General features: G+C 73.8%; 14 protein-coding genes and 1 pseudogene. 9 read left to right on the top strand and 6 right to left on the bottom strand.

The window, feature by feature from the left end; genetic code table 11:
• Positions 1–146 precede the first annotated feature (146 nt).
• The 4 genes from AC4IHM_RS30160 to AC4IHM_RS30145 are packed head-to-tail and all read right to left on the bottom strand — an operon-like array spanning position 147 to position 4,193.
• Positions 147–1,175 carry a ketopantoate reductase family protein gene (locus AC4IHM_RS30160; RefSeq protein ID WP_490870126.1) on the bottom strand — a complete coding sequence of 343 codons (1,029 nt, stop codon included), beginning with the start codon at positions 1,173–1,175 and terminating at the stop codon, positions 147–149.
• Positions 1,172–1,978 carry an SDR family NAD(P)-dependent oxidoreductase gene (locus tag AC4IHM_RS30155; protein ID WP_490870125.1) on the bottom strand — a complete coding sequence of 269 codons (807 nt, stop codon included), beginning with the start codon at positions 1,976–1,978 and terminating at the stop codon, positions 1,172–1,174. Before AC4IHM_RS30155 ends, AC4IHM_RS30160 begins: the two co-directional genes overlap by 4 nt.
• A complete protein-coding gene (locus AC4IHM_RS30150; RefSeq protein ID WP_490870124.1) occupies positions 1,975–2,874 on the bottom strand; it encodes a polysaccharide deacetylase family protein in 900 nt (299 codons plus the stop codon). Before AC4IHM_RS30150 ends, AC4IHM_RS30155 begins: the two co-directional genes overlap by 4 nt.
• Entirely contained in the window at positions 2,871–4,193 is a 1,323-nt protein-coding gene (locus AC4IHM_RS30145) for a M20/M25/M40 family metallo-hydrolase (RefSeq protein ID WP_490870123.1), read from the bottom strand. Before AC4IHM_RS30145 ends, AC4IHM_RS30150 begins: the two co-directional genes overlap by 4 nt.
• 134 nt (positions 4,194–4,327) lie before the next feature.
• Here AC4IHM_RS30145 and AC4IHM_RS30140 point away from each other — a divergent pair, with 134 nt between their 5' ends.
• The 7 genes and pseudogenes from AC4IHM_RS30140 to AC4IHM_RS30110 all read left to right on the top strand — a co-directional run bounded on the left by AC4IHM_RS30140 (position 4,328) and on the right by AC4IHM_RS30110 (position 13,075).
• Positions 4,328–5,026 carry a GntR family transcriptional regulator gene (locus tag AC4IHM_RS30140; RefSeq protein ID WP_490870122.1) on the top strand — a complete coding sequence of 233 codons (699 nt, stop codon included), beginning with the start codon at positions 4,328–4,330 and terminating at the stop codon, positions 5,024–5,026.
• A 177-nt stretch (positions 5,027–5,203) separates the two neighbouring features.
• Positions 5,204–7,495 (top strand): zinc-dependent metalloprotease, encoded by a 2,292-nt coding sequence (locus tag AC4IHM_RS30135; RefSeq protein ID WP_490870121.1) that lies wholly within the window; start codon positions 5,204–5,206, stop codon positions 7,493–7,495.
• 114 nt (positions 7,496–7,609) lie between these two features.
• Positions 7,610–7,879, top strand: a complete 270-nt coding sequence (locus AC4IHM_RS30130) for a GlsB/YeaQ/YmgE family stress response membrane protein (protein ID WP_490870120.1) — start codon at positions 7,610–7,612, stop codon at positions 7,877–7,879.
• 181 nt (positions 7,880–8,060) lie between these two features.
• Positions 8,061–8,508: pseudogene (locus AC4IHM_RS30125) on the top strand (nucleoside deaminase); the annotation flags it as partial.
• Positions 8,509–8,698: 190 nt separating this feature from the next.
• A complete protein-coding gene (locus tag AC4IHM_RS30120) occupies positions 8,699–10,309 on the top strand; it encodes an alpha/beta hydrolase (RefSeq protein WP_490870119.1) in 1,611 nt (536 codons plus the stop codon).
• 52 nt (positions 10,310–10,361) lie between these two features.
• Entirely contained in the window at positions 10,362–11,456 is a 1,095-nt protein-coding gene (locus tag AC4IHM_RS30115) for a baeRF3 domain-containing protein (RefSeq protein ID WP_490870118.1), read from the top strand.
• A gap of 287 nt (positions 11,457–11,743) precedes the next feature.
• Positions 11,744–13,075 carry a SpoIIE family protein phosphatase gene (locus AC4IHM_RS30110; RefSeq protein WP_490870117.1) on the top strand — a complete coding sequence of 444 codons (1,332 nt, stop codon included), beginning with the start codon at positions 11,744–11,746 and terminating at the stop codon, positions 13,073–13,075.
• 14 nt (positions 13,076–13,089) lie between these two features.
• Here AC4IHM_RS30110 and AC4IHM_RS30105 read toward each other — a convergent pair whose 3' ends face one another.
• Positions 13,090–14,598, bottom strand: coding sequence for a DNA-binding protein NsdB (locus tag AC4IHM_RS30105; protein WP_490870116.1), 1,509 nt, complete (start codon positions 14,596–14,598; stop codon positions 13,090–13,092).
• Between the two features lie 290 nt (positions 14,599–14,888).
• On the opposite strand from AC4IHM_RS30105, the gene AC4IHM_RS30100 reads away from it, so the two are divergent.
• Positions 14,889–16,031, top strand: coding sequence for an aminoglycoside phosphotransferase family protein (locus AC4IHM_RS30100; RefSeq protein ID WP_490870115.1), 1,143 nt, complete (start codon positions 14,889–14,891; stop codon positions 16,029–16,031).
• A gap of 319 nt (positions 16,032–16,350) precedes the next feature.
• The gene (locus AC4IHM_RS30095; protein ID WP_490870114.1) at positions 16,351–18,270 is read left to right on the top strand and encodes an N-acetylmuramoyl-L-alanine amidase; all 1,920 of its coding nucleotides are present in this window, start codon (positions 16,351–16,353) and stop codon (positions 18,268–18,270) included.
• Between the two features lie 16 nt (positions 18,271–18,286).
• Here the strand turns inward: AC4IHM_RS30095 and AC4IHM_RS30090 are convergent, their stop codons facing one another.
• A complete protein-coding gene (locus tag AC4IHM_RS30090; RefSeq protein WP_490870113.1) occupies positions 18,287–18,784 on the bottom strand; it encodes a hypothetical protein in 498 nt (165 codons plus the stop codon).
• Positions 18,785–18,945: the final 161 nt, after the last annotated feature.

The raw sequence follows: 18,945 nt of genomic DNA, 5'->3' as shown, positions 1-18,945 counted from the left end.
GGGCGGGATGGGAGCAAGGCCGGTGGGCGGGGCGGGAGCGAGGCCGGTGGGCGGGATGGGAGCAAGGCCGGTGGGTGGGGCGGGAGCGAGGCCGGTCGAGTCGGGGCGGCAGGGCGTGGCCCGAGGGCGCGCTCCCCCGCCGGGCGCTACCCGGCGGTGATCTCCTTGCGGAGGTCTTCGAGGTTGTCGTGGGAGAAGGAACGCGTACCGGCCTCGATCTCCGCGAGGAACCGGCCGAGCGCGCCGCCCACCGGGGTGGGGACGCCGTGGCGTTCGGCGAGGGAGGCGTAGCCGTCGTCGCGGCTCGGGCGCTCGATCGGCCGCCGGCGGACCGCGAGGTCGCGGAAGACGCCGCTGCGGTCCTTGGGCTGGGTGGCCAGCCAGGCGACCAGCCGGTCGAGGGCGGCGGTGCGGGCGCGCTGCGAGGCGGCGGCCGAGAAGGCGTACGGCTCGTAGGCGTCGAACGCCTCCAGCACGATGCCCTCGGCGAGGGCGACCGCGGTGCTCTCGGCGGCGGCTGCCGAGGCCAGGTCCCGGTGGGCGTCGACGATCTCGGCGATCGGGGCGTCGACGAGGGTGGTGACGCCGAGGATCGCGCCGAACCCGCGCTTGGCCCAGCGGTGGCCGGGGAGGTTGGCGGTGGCGGTGACGGGGCCGTAGGCGCGCAGGTCGGCGGCGAGGTCCAGGACCCGCCGGTCGGGGGCCCCGCCCTGCGGCAGGCCGACGGCGAGGGCGCCCGGCCCGCCGTCGCGGATGACACCGGGTTCCAGGTAGTCCGCGAAGATGTTGACGAAGATGCCGAGGGTGCGGTCGGCGCCGACGTGGTCGGCGATGACGGGTTCGTTGTGGCCGTTCTGGACGGACACCACGTAGCCGTCGCCGCTGAGCCGGCCGGCGATCCACTCGGCGGCCCGCGCGGTGTGCTGGGACTTGACGGCGAGCAGGACGGGGCCGGTCAGCGGCGGCAGGTCCGGGTCGTCGGTGGTGTGGGCGGCCGCGACGCGGACGGTGTCGTCGTGCCCGTCGGGGCGGCGGACGGCGAGTCCGTCGCGGCGGACGGCGGCGATGTGGTCGGCGTCGGTGTCGACCAGGGTGACGTGGTGGCCGTCACGGGCGAGGGCGTGGCCGAGGGTGGCGCCGATCGCTCCGGCGCCGACGACGGTGTAGGTGCTCATGCGGTGGCCTCCGGGGTGCCGAGCTGCCAGGGGGTGGGTACGGACCAGTGGTGGGGAAGTGCTGTGGTGCCCGCGGAGGCGCCGCCGTCGACCGGCAGGTTGGCGCCGGTGATCCAGCCGGCCTCCTCGCCGAGCAGGAAGCGGACCGCGGGCGCGATCGAGGCGGCTCGGGCCCGGCCCGGCAGCAGGGACCGCCCGACCGCCTCGGCGTAGTCGGGGGTGACCGGGTTGACGGGGCTGTCGACGTCGACGAAACCGGGTGAGACGGCGTTGACGCGGATGCCGTGGGGGCCCAGTTCCACGGCGGTGGCCTTGGTCGCCATGACGAGGGCCGCCTTGGAGGTGGCGTAGTGGGCGGCGCCGGGGCGGGCGCGCAGCGCGGCGCCGGAGGCGATGTTGACGACGGCTGGGGTGCGGCCCGCCGGGCGGGCGTGGTGGGCGAGGCGCTGCGCGGTGAGGACGGCCGCGCGGACGTTGACGTGCTGGACCCGGTCCCACTGTTCGGGGGTGAGCTGTTCGAAGGGGATCGCCGGGTAGATGCCGGCGGCGTTCACCAGGGCGTCGACCGGGGCCAGGGACCATGCCCGGTCGATCAGCGCGGCGGCGTGGTCCGCGTCGGCGAGGTCGCCGACGACGGCCTGTACGGGAACGCCGTGCCGTTCGTGGATCGCGTCGAGGACGGCGGTGAGGGCGTCGGCTCTGAGGTCGGCGCCGGTGACGCGCCAGCCGTGTGCGGCGAGGTCGTCGGCGATGCCGGCTCCGATGCCGGAGGCGGCGCCCGTGACGACGGCGTGCGGACTCATGCGAGCCCTCCTTCGGTGCGGATGTGGCGGGCGATCTGCTCGTGGGTGGCGAACCAGACCGGTCCCGAGGACGAGATGTGGCCGATGAGTTCGTCCAGCAGCCAGATCCGGGAGCGATGCCCGGAGATGGAGGGGTGCAGGGTGAGCTGGAAGAGACCGCCCTCGCGGCGGGCCCCGTCGAACTCGTCCCGCCACACCCGCAGCACCTCGTGCGGTGGGGTGTAGGGGCGCAGTCCGGCGAAGCGGGCCATGCCGAAGTAGGGCGCGTCGTCGCGGATCCACTCCACGGGCAGTTCGACGACGCCGGTGGGCCGGCCGTCCTCCAGGAGTTCGTAGGGGTCGTCGGCGGCCATCAGCGAGGAGTCGTAGAGGAAGCCCAGTTCGCGGATGATGCCGAGGGTGTCCGGGGAGAAGTCCCAGGACGGGGTGCGGATGCCGGTGGGCCGGGTTCCGGCGAGCCTTTCCAGGGTGTCCAGGCCGCGCAGGGTCAGGTCGCGCTCGTCGGCGCGGGACAGCAGCGTGTTGCGCTCGTGGATCCAGCCGTGGACGCCGACCTCGTGGCCGGCGGCGGCGTAGTCGGCGATCTCGCCGGGGTGCAGCAGCGCGGAGACGGCGGGCACGAAGAACGACGCCGGCACGCCGTGCTTCTCCAGTACAGCGAGGATGCGGGGCACGGCGACCCGGGCGCCGTACTCGCCGGCGGCCAGCACGCCCGGGGTGGTGAGCCCGTCGCGCAGGGCGGGTGTCTCGTGGTCGCTGTCGAAGGAGAGGGCGACGGCGACGGTGGCGCCGCCCGGCCAGGAGGCGGGGGTCAGGTCCCGTCCGGCGCGGACGTGTTCGACGAGGCCGCGCCAGACCGGCTCGGGCCACTGCCAGGGTTCCTGCTCGGTGGTCATCGTTCTTCTTCCAGGAAGGAATGGACAACGTCGTGCAACGCGTCGGTGGTCAGGCGGAGGCTTTCAACGTCGACGTGTTCGTCGTCGCCGTGGAAGAGACGGCGGTATCGGCCAACGTCCCAGTCGGGTGTGTAGAGGCCGAACCCGTAGGCCGCGCCGCCGCGTTCGCGTACGAAGCGGGCGTCGGTGCCGCCGGCCGTGAGCGACGGCAGCAGGGCCCGGCCGGGGAAGCGGCGGCCGACGGCGGCCTCCACCGACGTGTACAGCCGGCCCGCAGCGGACTGCGAGGCGGTGCGCGAGGCGAGCGGTTCGACGGTGACGTACTCGGTCAGTTCGCCCAGGGCGGCGCGCAGTTCGGCGTCGGCCTCGGACTCGTCCTGGCCGGGCAGGCCGCGGATGTCGATGTCCACGACGGCGGTGCCGGGGATCACGTTGAGCTTGGTCCCGGCCCGTACGACGGTGGGGGTGAGGGTGAGATGGGTGAGCGCGTGGGCGAAGCGGGCCGCCTCACCCAGGTGGTGCAGATGGTCGTCGAGCGTGGCCGGGTCGAGGAGCCCGGCCGTGACGGCGGCGGGCAACTCGTGGGCGCGGACGAACGCCTCCCAGCGTTCGTCGGTGCGGGCCGCCGGGCGGTGCCGGGCGACGCGCACCGCGGCCTCCGCGGCGAGCACCGCCGCGTTCCGGGCGCCCCAGGGCATCGAGCCGTGTCCGGAGCGGCCCCGGACGACGAGCCGGCGGGCGAAGGAACTCTTCTCGCCGACGGTGACGGTGACCGCGCCCCGGCCGACGTGCGCGCCGGCGCTCTCGGTGAGCGCGTGGTCCCAGGCGAGCAGTTCCGGGCGGTGGCGCGCGATCCAGCCGGTGCCGAACCGGCTGCCGGACTCCTCGTCCGCGACGGCGGCGAACACGAGGTCCCCGGCGAGGGGTTCGGACCGCTGGGCCACCGCGCGCGTCACGACCGCCATGGCGGAGGTCAGGTTGAGCATGTCGATGGCGCCGCGGCCCCACACGATCCCGTCGCGGACCGCGCCGGAGAACGGGTCGTGCGACCAGTCGCGCGGGTCGGCGGGCACGACGTCGGTGTGGCCGAGCAGGGTCAGGGCGGGGGCGTCGCGGCGGCGGCCCGGTACCCGGAAGACGGCACTGACCCGGCCGGGGTGCGGCTCGACCACCTCGACCTCGGCGGCCGTGCCGGAGAGGTAGTCGAGGAGGACGCCGGTGTTGCGGGCCTCGCCGCCGGAATCGGGGTTGCCGTCGTTCACACAGGCGTTGCGGATCAACGCCGACAGCAGGCCGACCGTGTCGTCTACGGGACTCATGCACAGATGATCGGCAGTGGATCCGTGCGTATTCAAGTGGATCCATATGTCAACCGTGTGAACTCGTTTTCCCGGCGCACGTGCTTCAATGGGGCACCGACCGCCGAGGACGACCAGTGAGGACGGACGCCCCCGTGAGCCCTGCCCCGCAGCAACCAGTCGAGGAACCGGCAACCGACGCGCCACGGGAGCGCGATGCCTCCCCCGACTCCGGCCTCGGCATGTACCGGCAGGTGCGCCAGGATCTCATCGACGGCACCCTCGACCCGGGGTCACTGCTGCTGGAGACCGCCCTCGGGGCCCGCTACGGCGTCTCGCGCACTCCCGTACGGGAGGCACTGAACCGGCTCGAACAGGACGGTCTGCTCGAACGCGTCCCGCGTGGATACCGCGTCCCGGTCATCACCGCCGAGGACATCCTGGAGCTGTACGAGGCCCGTATCGCACTGGAGTCGGCCGCGGCGGCCGCGGCCGCGCTGCGCCGCACCGACCTCGACCTGGCGCGGATGACCCATCACCACGACCAACTGCTGAACGTCTCCGAACCGGACGCGGTGTCGCACACCAACGCCGGTTTCCACCAGGCTCTTTGGCACGCCGGGCACAATGCGATCGTCGCCGGGCTGCTGGACCGGCTGATCACCCAGATGCGCCTGTTCGACCGCGCTCCGACGGCCGCCCCCGCCAACCGCGAGCTGACCCACGAGGAGCACGCCCGGATCATCGCCGCCATCCGCGCGCACGACGCCGATGCGGCCCGCCGGGAGGTCACGGCACACCTCGGCCGCAACCGCGACGTGCGGCTGGCGGGGCTCGCCCGCACGCTCCCCTGACGGGCGTTCATGTCCGGGTGCACGGGGGGGAGCGTATCCACGCGTATACGCGCGAGAACGCCCGGTTCACGGGGCCCGTTTCCTCCCCCCCCCTGCCCGCTCCCCGCTCCGTTCCCGTTCCTCCCGCTTCCGCGTCGGCGCTCGCCCGCCGTTGCCCGACAAGCCGAAAGGCCCGCCATGCTCGACCTTCCGCACGACCCGGCCGGAGACCGGCTGCTGGTCGGCATACGCCGCTTCGACGCCCCCTTCCTGCTGCTCGCCGCCCTCGGTACCGGACTCGGCAGCAGCGGCCTGCCGGCCGACCGCGCCCGGCCCGGCAAGATCCGCGTGGCCTCCTTCCGCCGGGTCGGCCCCCGGGTCCTCCTCGTCCAGCACAACAAGCACCGTCTCGCCCATGGCACCCGGCCGCAACGCCGTGCGGGCGAGGAGTCCTTCGCGGTGTCCGTGCTGTGGAGCGCGCCCGTCCTGCGCGAGGAGGACGGAGCGGTCGTCGTGGACGCCGGCACCCTGGCCGTCGCGGACCACCACGACCTGACCGGCCATCTCTTTGAGCGCGGGCAGGGCACGTACACGGTGGACGCAGACCGCAGCCTGCCGCTCGTCGAGGCGAGCCACTCACGCGAGGGCCGCACCCGGCTGTCCGCCCTGCTCACACTGAGCGGCCCCGGCACCGGCGCCGCCGTGCGCGCGGTGGTGCCCGAACCGCGGTCCGCGAGTGTCACGCAGCACCTCCACTTCCTGCCGCTGCCCGAACCGGCCCTGCCCACGCGCCGGTACCACCCGGGCTCCGGCGGTTACGGCATCGGCCACGCCGACCACGCCCGTCTCACCGGCGGCTCCTCCCCCACGGTGCGGTTCCAGCCCCGGTTCCGTCTGGAGCCGCTGGACCCGTCGGCACCCGTCTCCGCCGTACGCCGCCCGATCGTCTTCGCGGTGGACCCCGCCATTCCCGAGCCGCTGCGTTCGGCCGTCGTCGAGGGCGGCAACTGGTGGCGGGAGGGCTTCGAGAGCGCGGGCCTCACCGACGCCTTCCGCGTGGAGGTCGCCGACGACGACGCCGATCTGCACGACCCGGGCGTCAACTCCGTGTGGTGGGTGCACCGCGCGGGCCGGGGCTGGTCCATGGGCGCCGGCCTGACCGACCCGCGCACCGGCGAGATCGTCGCCGGCCGGGTCCGGCTCGGCTCGCAGCGGGTGGAGCAGGTACGGGCTCTGGGCGAGGCCCTCCTGACCCCGTACGGACGCGTCGACGAGGCCGAACGCCTCGCTGCTGTCGAGGAGTTGGTGCTCTCCCGGCTGCGGCAACTGGCGGCGCACGAGATCGGCCACGCGCTGGGGTTCATGCACAACTACGCCAGCACCCACCACTCCAAGCCGTCCGTCATGGACTATCCGCACGCCCGTGTCGGCGTCACCGCGGACGGCCGCGTCGACGTGTCCGGCGCCTACGCCGAAGGGCTCGGCCCCTGGGACCACTTCCTGGTCGCGCACGCCTACGGCCGCTTCCCCGGCCGCGACGAGGACACCGCGCTGGCCGAACTGCGCCGTGACGCCGCCGCGTCGGGCCTGGTGTACGCCACGGACGAGGACGGGCACGGCCCGCACGCCGCGCACGCCGACGCCGTCCCGTGGGTCACCGGTGGCGACGCGCTCGATGCGCTGGACCGGGTGCGGGCGGTGCGCCGCACCGCCCTCGAAGGATTCACGGCCGGTGCCGTGCCACCGGACCGGCAGAGCGGTGAACTGGAGGAGCGCGCCGCGCTGTTGCACCTGCTCCACCGCCACGAGACGCAGGCCGTGGCCCGGCTCCTGGGCGGGGTGCGCTACCGCTACGCCTGGGGCGGCGACCCCGACGTGGGCACCCGGCCCGTCGCGGCGGACCTCCAGCGCGAGGCCCTCGTCCGGCTCGCCTCCCTGCTGCGCGCCGAGGAACTCGCCCTGCCGCGCGCCGTGCTGGACGTCGTCACACCGCCCGCGATCCGCCACGACCGCACCGACCAGTACCTCAGCACCCGGGCCGGCCGCGTCTTCGACCCGATCGAGGCGGTGTCCGCCGCGGTGTCGGTGGTGGCCGAGCCGCTGTTCGAACCCACCCGGCTCAACCGTCTGGCCTGGCAGCACGCCGCCGACCCGGGCGTGCCCGCGGTCACCGATGTCCTGGACGCGGTGTTCGCCGCGACCTGGCTGCGGGAGGATCCGGTGGGCGGCGGTGTCGTCGGTGGCGACGCCGTGGCCCGTACCGCGGGCTGGACGATCCTCAATCACCTGTTCGATGTCCTCTCCGGCGGTCTGCCGCACCCCACGGTGGCGGCCGAGATCCGGCACACGCTGCGGTTGCTGGCCGGGAGCCTGCGCGACGGCGACGCCCAGCGGCAGGAGGCCGCCGAGACCATCACGGCCCGCCTCGCCGGGACCGTCACGGCCGCGCCGGCCACCCCCACTCCCCCGCCGCCTGGGGCACCCAACTGACGAGTCGGGGAGGGATTCAGACCCCCACCCGGGCCGCTGAAGCCGGCCGGACTGTGCCCGCCCCGCAGCGGGCAGACTCACCGCTGCGGGGGGTTTTGACGAGAAGGGGTGGAGATGGAGATCGACGGCATCATCAGTGCCATCGTCATCGGCGTCGTGATCGGTGTACTGGGCCGGCTCGTGGTCCCGGGCCGTCAGCGCATCGGCATCCTGTGGACGATCCTCGTCGGCATCGTGGCCGCGCTGGTCGGGTCGTGGATCGCCTCGGCGTTCGGCGTGGCCGACACCAAGGGCATCGACTGGATCGAGTGGATCATCCAGATCGGCCTGGCCGCGGTCGGCGTGGCCGCGCTGGACCGGTCCCGTTCGCGCCCGCGCCGCTGAGGGGCACGACCGTCACCGGCTCCCGGGCCACGCCTCGTACCGGGTGACGGTCGCGTCCACGGCCTTCCGGCCGACGAAGCCGGACGAAGTCGGACGAAGTCAGTGGGGACATGGGCCGGCCGGGGAGGATCACGTCGCGAGGAGGACCGTACGCCGTGGTCGTGAAGGACACGACACCGAGCTGCCGCACCTGCGCCGGTGCGTGGAGCCGGCCGCCGAGGCGCCGGAGGCCGGCGACGAGCCGTTCGGGTCGGCGCGGACGGCACGGTGCCGGCCGGGGACCACAACCGGGTGGCCTCCGGCGACCGCACCCGTCATCCGGAGTTCCGGCTCGCGCGCTGGTCCGCCGCCCGGCTCAGCCCGCGGGAGCGGGCCGCGGCCACGGTGCACACGTCCGGGGAGCACTGCCCGATGTGCGCCGCCGCGCACGCCTGGGTGGGCCTCGGGCGCATCGCGCACGTCGCGTCGTCGAAGTGACTGAGCGCCTGGCTCTCGGACTCGGGCGTCCCCGCGCCGCCGGTGCGGACGCCGGCGGTGCACGAGGTGGCGCCCGGCGTGACCGTGGAGGGCCGGTACCCGAACTCACCGGGGAGATCCACGCGTTGCACCGCCGCTTCCACGGGGGACGCGGCCGAGCGCGGCAGCGCCCGGGACGCCCCGTCGTGCTTCGACCGGACGGTCCCGGTCGCGGGGGAGGGCATGACTGCCCAAACGTCTGTGCGACCGGTACCGCCGCCCGGAGGCGCCGGGTGCGGGGCCCGCTTATGGTGATCGAGGGCGCCGACCACCGGTCCGCGACGGGGCGCCCGGGAGGCATCGATGCAGGCCAAGCTGTCGACCCGGCCCTCGGTCCGGCGCTGCGCGGTCACCGGAGCGCTCGGGCTGACCCTGCTGGGCGCGGGGCTGCCCGCCGCGACCGCACGGGACGCGGGGCCCGATCTGTCCCGGTTCTACGGCCAGAGGGTCACCTGGTCGGCCTGTGAGGGCATGGACATGCCGAAGGACTTGCAGTGCGGAAAGGTCACGGTCCCCCTCGACTACGACCGGCCCGAGGGGCAGACCCTCGACCTGGCCCTCGCCCGGTACCGCGCGACCGGGAACGCGCGCGGCTCGGTGCTGCTGAACTTCGGCGGGCCCGGCGGCTCCGGCGTCAGCGAACTCGCCGCCGGCGGCAAGAACTTCATGCATCTCACCAACGGCTACGACGTGGTGGGCTTCGACCCCCGCGGCGTCGGCCGGTCCTCCCCGGTGACCTGCGGCCCGGCCAGCCTGGAGATCATGGAGGCGACGGGCGGGGACGAGCGGACCACCGACCCGAAGGACGTGCTCGGACGGCTGCGGGACGCGGCGGCCGAGTGCGCGAAGCACTCGGGCCCCGTCCTGTCCCACATGGGCACGGTCGACGCCGCGCGCGACATGGACGTGATGCGCGGGGCGCTCGGCGACGACCGGCTCAACTACCTCGGCTTCTCCTACGGAACCCGGCTGGGCGCGGTCTACGCGGCCCGGTTCCCCGACCGGGTGGGCCGGGTGGCGCTGGACGGCGTGGACACACTGACGGAACCGCTGGCCGAGCAGGGGCTGGCCGGCGCGCGCGGACAGCAGACCGCGCTGGAGAACTTCCTCGACTGGTGTGTGAAGGACCTCGCCTGCCCGTTCGGCCAGGACGCCCGGGAGGCCCGCCGCCAGATGGTGCGGCTGGTCGGCTCGCTCGACTCCGACCCGGTGCCGTCCGCCTTCGGGGAGCCCTTCTCCGGACAGGACTTGGTCGGCGCCGTCGGACAGGCGCTGTACAGCCAGGAGTTGTGGCCCCTGCTGGAACGGTCGCTCGCGCGGCTGCTGGAGGACGGCGACACCCGCGACCTGGAGGGCTTCTCGTCCGGCGGTGTCACCTTCCCGGTCCGTGAGCGGGGCCGCGCGCCCGACCCCGGGGGCGACCGCGCGGGCCTCACCGACGAGGCGGACGTCCCCATGGACAACCTGCCGGCCGCCCTGATGGCGGTCAACTGCGCGGACGACCCCGACCGCCCCACCGCCGACCAGGTCGCCGCTTCGCTGGACCGGCTGCGCACACGGTACGAGGAGGCGTCGCCGGTCTTCGGCCGCTACCGGCTCACCCAGGTGCTGATGTGCTACGGCCGGCCCAAGGGCACCGACTACATCCGCGACGACGTGAAGAACCTCGACACCGCGAGGATGCTGCTCGTCGGCACCCGGGGCGACCCGGCGACTCCGTACCGCTGGACCGTGGAGACGGCCGAGCGGCTCGGCTCCCCGGCCGTGGTCCTCGACAACAAGGGCGAGGGGCACACCGGCTACGCGTCCTCCAGGTGCGTGCACCGCAAGGTCGACGACTTCCTGCTGTACGGCTCCCTGCCGCCGGACGGCAGCTCCTGCGGCCCCGAGTCCGCCGAGGACCGGGCCGGCTGAGCGGCGGTCCGCTCCGAATGCCCGGCATGCCCATCGGCCCTATCGTGCTGACATGGAGCACGATCTGAGTCCCGCCACTCTCGCCGAACTGCGGCGCCCCCGCCCCTACCCGGCCGTGTCCGTGCTGACACCGACGCACCGCCGCGAACCGGACAACTCCCAGGACCGCGTCCGGCTGCGCAACGCGGTCGCCGAGGCCAAGAAGCGGTTGGAGGACGATCCGGCGGTCACCCGGGAGCGGCTCGCGGAGGTGTCCGGGGAACTCGACCTGGCCCTCGCCGAGGTCGACCCGGCCGACGCCGAGGACGGGCTGGTGATCTTCGCCGCTCCGGGCGAGCACCAGGTCTGGACCCTCGCCCGTTCCGTACCCGAGCGCGTGGTCCTCTCGGACACCTTCCTGACCCGCAATCTCGTCGCCGCGCACGCCTCCGAGCGGCCGTTCTGGGTGCTCTCGGTCGCCGCCGACCGCGTCACCCTGTGGAGCGGCGGCACGGACCGGGTCGTCGAGGACCGTGCCGGCGGCTTCCCCCTCAACCGGCCCGAGGAGAACTTCGACCCCGAGCGCCGGGAACGGATCGGGGACACGCCGAGCACCTTCCGCGACGAGGACACCCGCCGGTTCCTGCGCGAGGCCGACGCCGCGATGGGCAGGGTCCTGCGCTCGCACCCCCGGCCGCTGTACGTCACCGGTCCGCAGCCCGCGCTGTCCGTGCTGGAGGAGACCGGGAGCACGGTGCGGGAGGCGGTGCTCGTCCCGCACGGGGGCCTCGCCCACGGCACCCCCGAGGCAGTGTGGCAGGCGGTGCGTCCGGTGATCGCCGCCGAGGACCGCGAACGCGCCGAGGCCGCGACCCGGGAGCTGGAAACCGCCCGGGGCCGCAAGGACTACGCGGCCGGGGTCGACGAGCTGTGGGAGAGCGCCCGCACCGGCCGGGTCCGGCTGCTCGTCGTCGAGGAGGACTACCGGGTGACGGTGAGCGACACCGGCGACCATCTGGTCCCGGCGGACAGCGGCGACCCGGACGCCCGCGAGGACATCGTGGACGAGATCGTCGAACAGTGCCTGGAGACCGGCGCCGAGGTCCGTTTCGTACCCGACGGCGCACTCGGGCAGGCGGAGGGCATCGCGGGGGTGCTGCGGTACTGACCCGCCGTCACGGAACAGGGGTTCCCCGAACACCAGGACGACGACGCGCCCCCGGCCTCGATGACCGTCAAGTCCCGTAGGCATACTACGACTTGGCCATGGGCCCGCGTACGCCGTTCAGGTGCCGAAGTCACTCCGGGAAGACGGTGGCATATGCCTGAAGCACCACCGTATCGTGTGTTGCCGAATCCCTCACAGGGCGTCGCGGGCTGTGCAACAGTCGTAACGGTCCTTCCGACCGGCCTCGGTTCCCTCTCGGTCGTACCGTCTGCACATCGGAGTGCGTCATGTCGTCCCACCTCCCCGCGGGCCACCCGGCCGCCCAGCCGCCGGGACGCGGCTCGGTCGAGTCCCTCATATCGCAGGCGCGGCAGCTGCGGGGCGACGTGGACGCGGTACGGCGGGAGAGCCAGCGTGACGAGGAGGATCCCCACGGACGCTGGCAGCGCGCGCTGTATGACCTGGCCCTGCATCAACTCAGCGACATCGACGAGCACTTGGCGCAGCTCCGGGACGGTCCCGCGCCCGCGCACCGGCCCGGTTCGCTGCTCAGCCGGGTCGGCAGCGCCGAGTGGAATCTGCTGACGGACGAGGCCGAGTGGTCCGGGGAGCTGTTCCGGATCCTCGGGCGCGACCCCCTGTCCGTCCCGCTCAGCCTCGACGAACTGCCGTCCCTGGTCCTCACCGAGGACCGGCCGAAGCTCACCGCGATGGTCACGGACTGCCTCGTCGACGCCCGGCCGATCGACGGGGAGTTCCGCGTCGTACGCCCGGACGGCACCGTGCGCACCGTGCACATGATGGGCGAGCCCGTGCTCGACGCCGACGGTAGCACCGCCTCGATGTGGGCGGTACTGCGGGACGTCAGCGAACTGCGCCGCAGCCAGCGGGTGGTGAGCGAGACCCGTGACTCGCTCCCGTTCTCCCCGCCGGAGGCGGACACCGGGCAACGGGCCGCGGTCGAACCGCGGGAAGCCGTGCGACCTCCCTGGCACGGCCTCCTGCGGTTCCCGCACCGGGGGCGGCCGGGCCTGGATCTGGCCGCCGGGCACCTGCCGCCGACCGCCGCGACGGCCCGCACGCCCCCGTACGGCGGCTGGTACGACGCGTGTCCGCTCGCCGACGAGGAGACCCTGCTCAGCGTCGGCGACCTCGCGGGACCCGACGACGACGCGGGGCAGGGCCCCGCGACGCTGATCGGCGCCCTGCGCGGTCTTGCGCTGGCGGGCACCCGGCCCGGCCAACTCCAGGACCGGCTGGGCAAGTTGCTCAAGGAGACCGCCCTCCCCCCGGTGCGGGGCGCCGTGTACTGCGGTTACCGCCCCCGCACCCGCGCCCTGACCTGGGCGCGGGCCGGACACCCCGGCCCGCTGCTGTTCCGCGGCGCGGTGGGCCATGGGCTCTCCGGGCAGGCCGAGGCGACCCTCGAAGCCGGCGACCTGCTGTTCCTGCACGGCGGCGCACTCGCGCCGACGGCCGTGGAGCACCTCCTCTCCCTGGCCCCCCGCCTGACCGGGGCGGGCTCGGCACAGGACGCCGTACACATCGCGGCGCGGGAACTCGCCGGCCACCCGGTGCGGGAGAACGCCTGCGTACTGGTGGCCCGGGTGACGCCCTAGGAACGCGCCGCGCCCTACGCCGGCGCGATGTCACCGCTCCTCCCCCTTGCCCTGGGGGACCTGCTCTTGGGCAGCGCCGCCCTGATCTCCTCCCGCAGCTCCCGGATCCTCGGGTAGCCGGCGTACTCGGCGGTGAGCCGGTACATCTGGCGCAGCCGGTCCCAGGTCCGCTGGGAGGAGTTGGAGCCCATCGACACCAGCGCCAGCCGCGCGTACCGGTCCGCCTGCTCGGGGTCGTCGGCGATGAAGCAGGCGGAGGCCATGGACAGATAGTCGAAGATCTTCGACCGCTGCCGGCCGTCGATCCTGAGTGCCAGGGCCTTGTCCGCGTAGTGCTGCGCGTGTGCGGCGGCCTTCGGATCGAACTCGGCGAGCGTCCGGTAGGCGAGGGCCTGCATGCCATACAGGTCCTCCTCCTTGAACAACTGCATCCAGTCCGGTTGCGGCCCGTTCGCCTTGTCGGAGACGAAGAGGTCCTCGGCCCGTCCCAGGGTGCGGCGCATCGCCTGGCCCTTGCCCATGGAGGCCTGTGCCCAGGCCTCGACGGTGTGGAGCATGGCCCTGGTGCGCGGCAGCACCTCCTCGCCGGAGCCGGACTGGGCGAGTTTCATCAGGTCCAGCGCCTCGTCGGGCCGGCCCAGGTGCACCATCTGGCGGGCCGCCCGGGAGAGCGCCTCCCCCGCCCGGGGCCGGTCGCCGCCCTCGCGTGCGGCGTGGGTGGCGATGACGAAGTACTTCTGGGCGGTGGGTTCCAGGCCGACGTCGTGCGACATCCAGCCCGCGAGGACGGCGAGGTTGGCGGCGACGCCCCACAGTCGCCGCTGGAGATGGGGCGGGTGGTGGTAGGCGAGCATGCCGCCCACCTCGTTGAGCTGGCCCACCACGGCCTTGCGCTGGAGCCCGCCGCCGCGGGCGGCGTCCCAGGCGCGGAAGACCTCGACCGAGCTTTCCAGTTCGTCCACCTCCTGCGACCCGATGGGGGCGGCCTCGTAGCGGTCGAACCCGGCGGGGTCGGCGTGCAGGGGTTGGAGGAGGTCGGGAGCGTCGGCAGCCAGGGCCGGATCGGTGTGCAACCAGTCGTGCATGGCGCTGCTGAGTGCGGAGCCCGCGGCGAGCGCGGCGCCCGCGCCCACCAAGCCGCGTCGGTTGAGCATGAGGTCCATTCCCGTGAATTCGGTGAGGACCGCCGCCGTCCGCTCGGGCGCCCACGGCACTCCGTCGGGATGTTTCTCGTTCCCGCCGCTGTGCCGTTTCCCCGCACGCCCGTGCCGGACCAGACCGAGGTCCTCGATGGTCACGACACGGCCGAGACGCTCGGTGAACAGAACCGCCAGCACCCGCGGCACCGGATCGCGCGGGATCTCTCCCATGTCGATCCACCGCCGCACCCGCGAGGTGTCGGTCGCCAGCTGGGGGTGGCCCATGGCCGCCGCCTGCCGGTTGACCAGCCTCGCGAGTTCGCCCTTGGACCAGCCGGCCAGGCCGAACAGGTCCGACAGACGGGTGTTGGGTTCACCGCTCACGTCAAGCCCCCAGGTTCTCGGCTGAGTTGACAGTAGCCCCGGACGGGTTGCCGGGCGACTATTCGCCACCGTTCGCCAGGGTGCGCCAGATGGTGTGCCACGGGCGGCCGGGTGTCAGGTAGGAATGCGCCACCCCGACCCGGTCGCCGCGGAGTTACTCCCCAGGGTGGCCCCGGGCGGCCGGTTCGGGCGGCGCGACGGTTCACACGAGGACACGCCTTCCGCAGCGGCGGACGGGCGCCGGTCCTCAAGGCAGGCACAGCAGGCACACGAAGGGATCTGTCTCGCCCATGTACGCAGCATCGTCCTCCGTGTCCGCCCCGCAGCGCTCACTGCACCCCCGCCCGGCGGCGGGCGGCGGCCCCTATCTCGCCCCCGCGCGTCCGGCGGCCCCGGTGCTCGGGGCGGGCAGGGCGCGGCGCGGCGCGGGCCCCGGCACGCAGCCGCTCAGCGGAAGAATCGACCTGTCCGGCCCCCAGGGCGCCCAACTGCGCACGGCGATCGCCGCCGTGCACCGGATCTGTCCGGAGTTCTCGCCGGTGCAGGTGCTGCGCCGCAGCGGGCGGTCCGTGCTCCTGGTCGGCACGACCGGGCGCAGCACGGCGGTCGCCAAGTGCTTACTGGACCACTCCCCGGTGTGGGCGGAGCGGATCAGGCACGAAATAGGGGCATACCGCTCGTTCGTCCGGCAGCGCCCTCCGGTGCGCGTGCCGAGGCTGATCGCGGCGGATCCGGACAACTGCACGCTGGTGATCGAGCGGATGCCGGGACGGGTGGCGGCGCTCCAGCGGCACCCCCTGGAGGCGCCACCGCGGGCGGACATCAGGGCGGCGCTCGGCGCGGTCTGCCGGCTGAACGCCTGGCGGCCCCCGGCCGGCGCCTTCGACGCCCCGCTGGACTACGCCGCCCGGATCTCCCAGTACCACGAGCTGGGGCTGCTCACCGACCGGGACCTGGGCGACCTCCAGAAGCTGCTGCACGGCATCGCCCACGCGGGCGGACGCCAGGGCATGGGCCAGTTCTGCCACGGTGACGCACTGCTGTCCAACGTCCTCATGTCGCCGGCCGGTCCAGTGCTGGTGGACTGGGAGCACGCGGGCTGGTATCTCCCGGGCTACGACCTGGCGACCCTGTGGGCGGTGCTCGGCGACGCCCCGGTGGCGCGCCGTCAGATCAGCCAGATCGCCCAGGTGGCGGGGACGGCGGCGCGCGACTCGTTCCTGGTGAACCTGATGCTCGTTTTGACCAAGGAGATCCGTACGTACGAGACGGCCGTGCAGCGTTCGCTGCACGACACGGCCGCGGCACCGTCGGCGTCGGCCCACCCGGGTGCCACGCCGACCGGTGAGGAGCAGCGGCTGCTGCTGCGCCGGCTGCACGACGACTGCCAGATGGCCCGGCGAGCCGTGCGGGCGGCGGTCGGCACGCGCTGACGGAAGCGCTGACGGAAGCGCTGACGGAAGAAGGACGACGGTCCGCGGTGTGCCCCTGTCCCGGGGCGCACCGCGGTTTTTGTGTGTCCGGATACGTGCGGTGGCCATTGGTGTATGCCACTGACGCCGCGCAGGCCCGTGGGCCGCCGCCACGAAACTCCCCCGACCCCCTGTTGACGTGGGAAATCGCCACCAGGACGGCATGATTGACGGATCGTCGGACCGCCGGGTACCACTGACCCACGCCCGGCCCGCACGTTCCGTTCCGTCCCACCACGCCCGACCGTCACAGGAGTCCGCTTTGCGAGGATCCCCCGTCGTGCCCGCCCTGGCCACCGCGGCACTGCTGCTCCCGCTGCTCGGCGCGGCGCCGTCCGCCGCCCGGCCCTCCGACGCACCGCCCGCCCCGGACCGGCTCCAGCGGGCGTTCGCCGCCGCGGCGGCCGAGTACCACGTGCCGCAGAGCGTCCTGCTCGGCGTCTCCTATCTCCAGTCCCGCTGGGACGGGCACGGCGGCGCGCCGAGCGTCACCGGCGGCTACGGCCCGCTGCATCTCACCGACGCGCGTACGGCGCCGGCCGACGCCTCGCACCACGGCGAGGGGTCCGAGGATCCGCGCGGCGACGACGCCCGCGCCCCGCTGCGTCCGGCAGCGGCGCCGCCGGCCCGGACCACCGACCTGCCGGCCCGGCTGACCACCCTGCCGAAGGCCGCCGAACTGACCGGGCTCAGCCCCGAGGCGCTGCGCAGCGACCCGGCGGCGAACGTGTCCGGCGGTGCGGCGCTGCTCGCCGCCGCCCAGCGGGAGGCGGGCGAGCCGCTCAGCGCGGACCCGGCGGACTGGTACGGGGCGGTGGCCCGCTTCTCGGGCGCGGAGGACTCCGCGACGGCCGCCTCGTACGCGAACGACGTGTACGAGGTGATCCGCGCGGGCGAGCGGCGCACCACGGACGACGGACAGCGGGTCGTCCTGGCCGCCCGTCCCGGCGTGGCCCCGAACGTCTCGCAGCTCGCGCGCGCGGGGCTGCGTACCGCCTCGGCCGCCGGCACCGAGTGCCCGAGGACGGTGTCCTGCGAGTGGATCCCGGCGCCGTACGAGGAGTTCGGGGACGGTGACTACGGCAACCACGACCTGGGCGACCGGCCGGCCTCGCAGCGCATCCGGTACATCGTCGTGCACGACACGGAGGGCGCCTGGGACGGGGTCCTCGACATGGTCCAGGACCCGGCCTACGTCTCCTGGAACTACACGCTGCGTTCCACCGACGGCCACATCGCCCAGCATGTGAAGGCGAAGGACGTGGCCTGGCACGCGGGCAACTGGTACGTCAACGCCAACTCGATCGGCCTGGAGCACGAGGGCTTCCTGGCGGAGCCGGACGCCTGGTACACGGAGGCGATGTACCGCTCGTCGGCGCGGCTGGTGGCGTATCTGGCCAAGAAGTACGGCATCCCGCTGGACCGGCAGCACATCCTCGGCCACGACAACGTCCCGGGCACGACCGCCGCGACCGTCCCGGGCATGCACACCGACCCGGGGCCGTACTGGGACTGGCGGCACTACTTCCAGTTGCTCGGCCGCCCCTTCGAGGCGACGGCCGGCAAGAAGGCCGGTCTGGTGACGATCCGCCCCGACTACACGGCCAACCGCCCGGAGTACACCGGCTGCGAGACGGCGGGCGAACCCTGTGCGGCGCACGGCTCCAGTGAGGTGCGGCTGTACTCCGACCACGACGTGAACGCGCCGCTGATCAAGGACATCGGCCTCGGCACCACCCCGACGACGGGGGTCAACGACCTGTCGTCCCGGGTCTCCACCGGTCAGCAGTACGCGGTGGCCGGCCGGTGGGGCGACTGGACGGCCATCTGGTACCTGGGGCAGAAGGCCTGGTTCCACAACCCGCGCAGGGCCCCGGTGGCGGTGCCCGCCTCGGGCCGGGTGATCACCGCGCGCAAGGGCCTGGAGAGCGTCCCCGTGTACGGCCGCGCGTACCCGGAGGCGAGCGCCTACCCGGCCGGCGTGCCCGCGCAGGCCGTGTCGCCGCTTCCGTACCGGGTGTCCGAGGGAGAGAAGTACGTGGTGGGCGAGAAGGTGCCCGGCGAGTACTTCTACGCGGTCACCTTCGACGGCTCCTCCCGGCGGGTGGTGACCGGGAAGGACCTGTACTACGAGATCCAGTACGGCCACCGGGTCGGGTACGTGCGCGCCGCCGACGTCACGCTCACGGCCTCGCGGTAGCGGCCGGGGTCCCTGGTCAGTCCTGCTGGAAAAGCTCCGCCGGGAGCGGCTTCAGCAGGGCGTACAGGTCGTCGGTGATGGGGCGGTCCCAGGCGGCGATGGTCACCAGGACGCCGTCGCTGCGGTCGAACTGGACGCAGGAGATCCGGCTCTCGGAGAGTTTGAGGCGGCGCACGACGAGCAGGTTGTCGCCCTGCATCACCGGTACGTCCTCGGCGCCGACGACCGTGATCTCCTCGTCGTTCTCCAGGGCGAGCAGGAGTTGGGCGACCTCGAACGGGATCTCGCCCTCGGAGACCTCGCGGGCCGGGGAGCCGTCCGGCAGATTGCCGATGATCATCGCCGGGCCGCGACCGCCGAACAGGTCGTAGCGCAGGAAGACGCCCTGGCAGCTGCCGTCGGGCGCGGGCAGCAGGCCGGCGCCCAGGTTCCCGGGCCAGTCGCCCGGGTCCATGGCCAGTACGTCGAAGTCGGGCCCGGCGGGCGTGGCGCTGCGGCGGCGGAGGAACGACATGCCGCCATGGTACGTGGCCGGGCCCGGTGAACGGCGTGCGGGCGGGTACCCGTCCGGGCTGTTCGGTGCGCTTGTGCCGTTCGTGGTGGCGGGCCCCATGGCGTGTCCGGCGCACGGCACCGATGACAGGCACGCCGGTTTCGGCCGCCGGTGCCGTGCGG

It is taken from the genome of Streptomyces sp. SL06, assembly GCF_058244745.1.
The sequence above is the reverse complement of the archived record's forward strand: the minus strand, read 5'-3'. Positions and strand labels throughout refer to the sequence as shown.

Excerpts from the sequence above, each read along its gene's own strand:
- AC4IHM_RS30090 (WP_490870113.1), bottom strand. The coding sequence starts at position 18,784 with ATGTCGTTCCTCCGCCGCCGCAGCGCCACGCCCGCCGGGCCCGACTTC.
- AC4IHM_RS30160 (WP_490870126.1), bottom strand. The coding sequence starts at position 1,175 with ATGAGCACCTACACCGTCGTCGGCGCCGGAGCGATCGGCGCCACCCTC.
- AC4IHM_RS30155 (WP_490870125.1), bottom strand. The coding sequence starts at position 1,978 with ATGAGTCCGCACGCCGTCGTCACGGGCGCCGCCTCCGGCATCGGAGCC.
- AC4IHM_RS30145 (WP_490870123.1), bottom strand. The coding sequence starts at position 4,193 with ATGAGTCCCGTAGACGACACGGTCGGCCTGCTGTCGGCGTTGATCCGC.
- AC4IHM_RS30150 (WP_490870124.1), bottom strand. The coding sequence starts at position 2,874 with ATGACCACCGAGCAGGAACCCTGGCAGTGGCCCGAGCCGGTCTGGCGC.
- AC4IHM_RS30100 (WP_490870115.1), top strand. The coding sequence starts at position 14,889 with ATGTACGCAGCATCGTCCTCCGTGTCCGCCCCGCAGCGCTCACTGCAC.
- AC4IHM_RS30120 (WP_490870119.1), top strand. The coding sequence starts at position 8,699 with ATGCAGGCCAAGCTGTCGACCCGGCCCTCGGTCCGGCGCTGCGCGGTC.
- AC4IHM_RS30110 (WP_490870117.1), top strand. The coding sequence starts at position 11,744 with ATGTCGTCCCACCTCCCCGCGGGCCACCCGGCCGCCCAGCCGCCGGGA.
- AC4IHM_RS30130 (WP_490870120.1), top strand. The coding sequence starts at position 7,610 with ATGGAGATCGACGGCATCATCAGTGCCATCGTCATCGGCGTCGTGATC.
- AC4IHM_RS30115 (WP_490870118.1), top strand. The coding sequence starts at position 10,362 with ATGGAGCACGATCTGAGTCCCGCCACTCTCGCCGAACTGCGGCGCCCC.
- AC4IHM_RS30135 (WP_490870121.1), top strand. The coding sequence starts at position 5,204 with ATGCTCGACCTTCCGCACGACCCGGCCGGAGACCGGCTGCTGGTCGGC.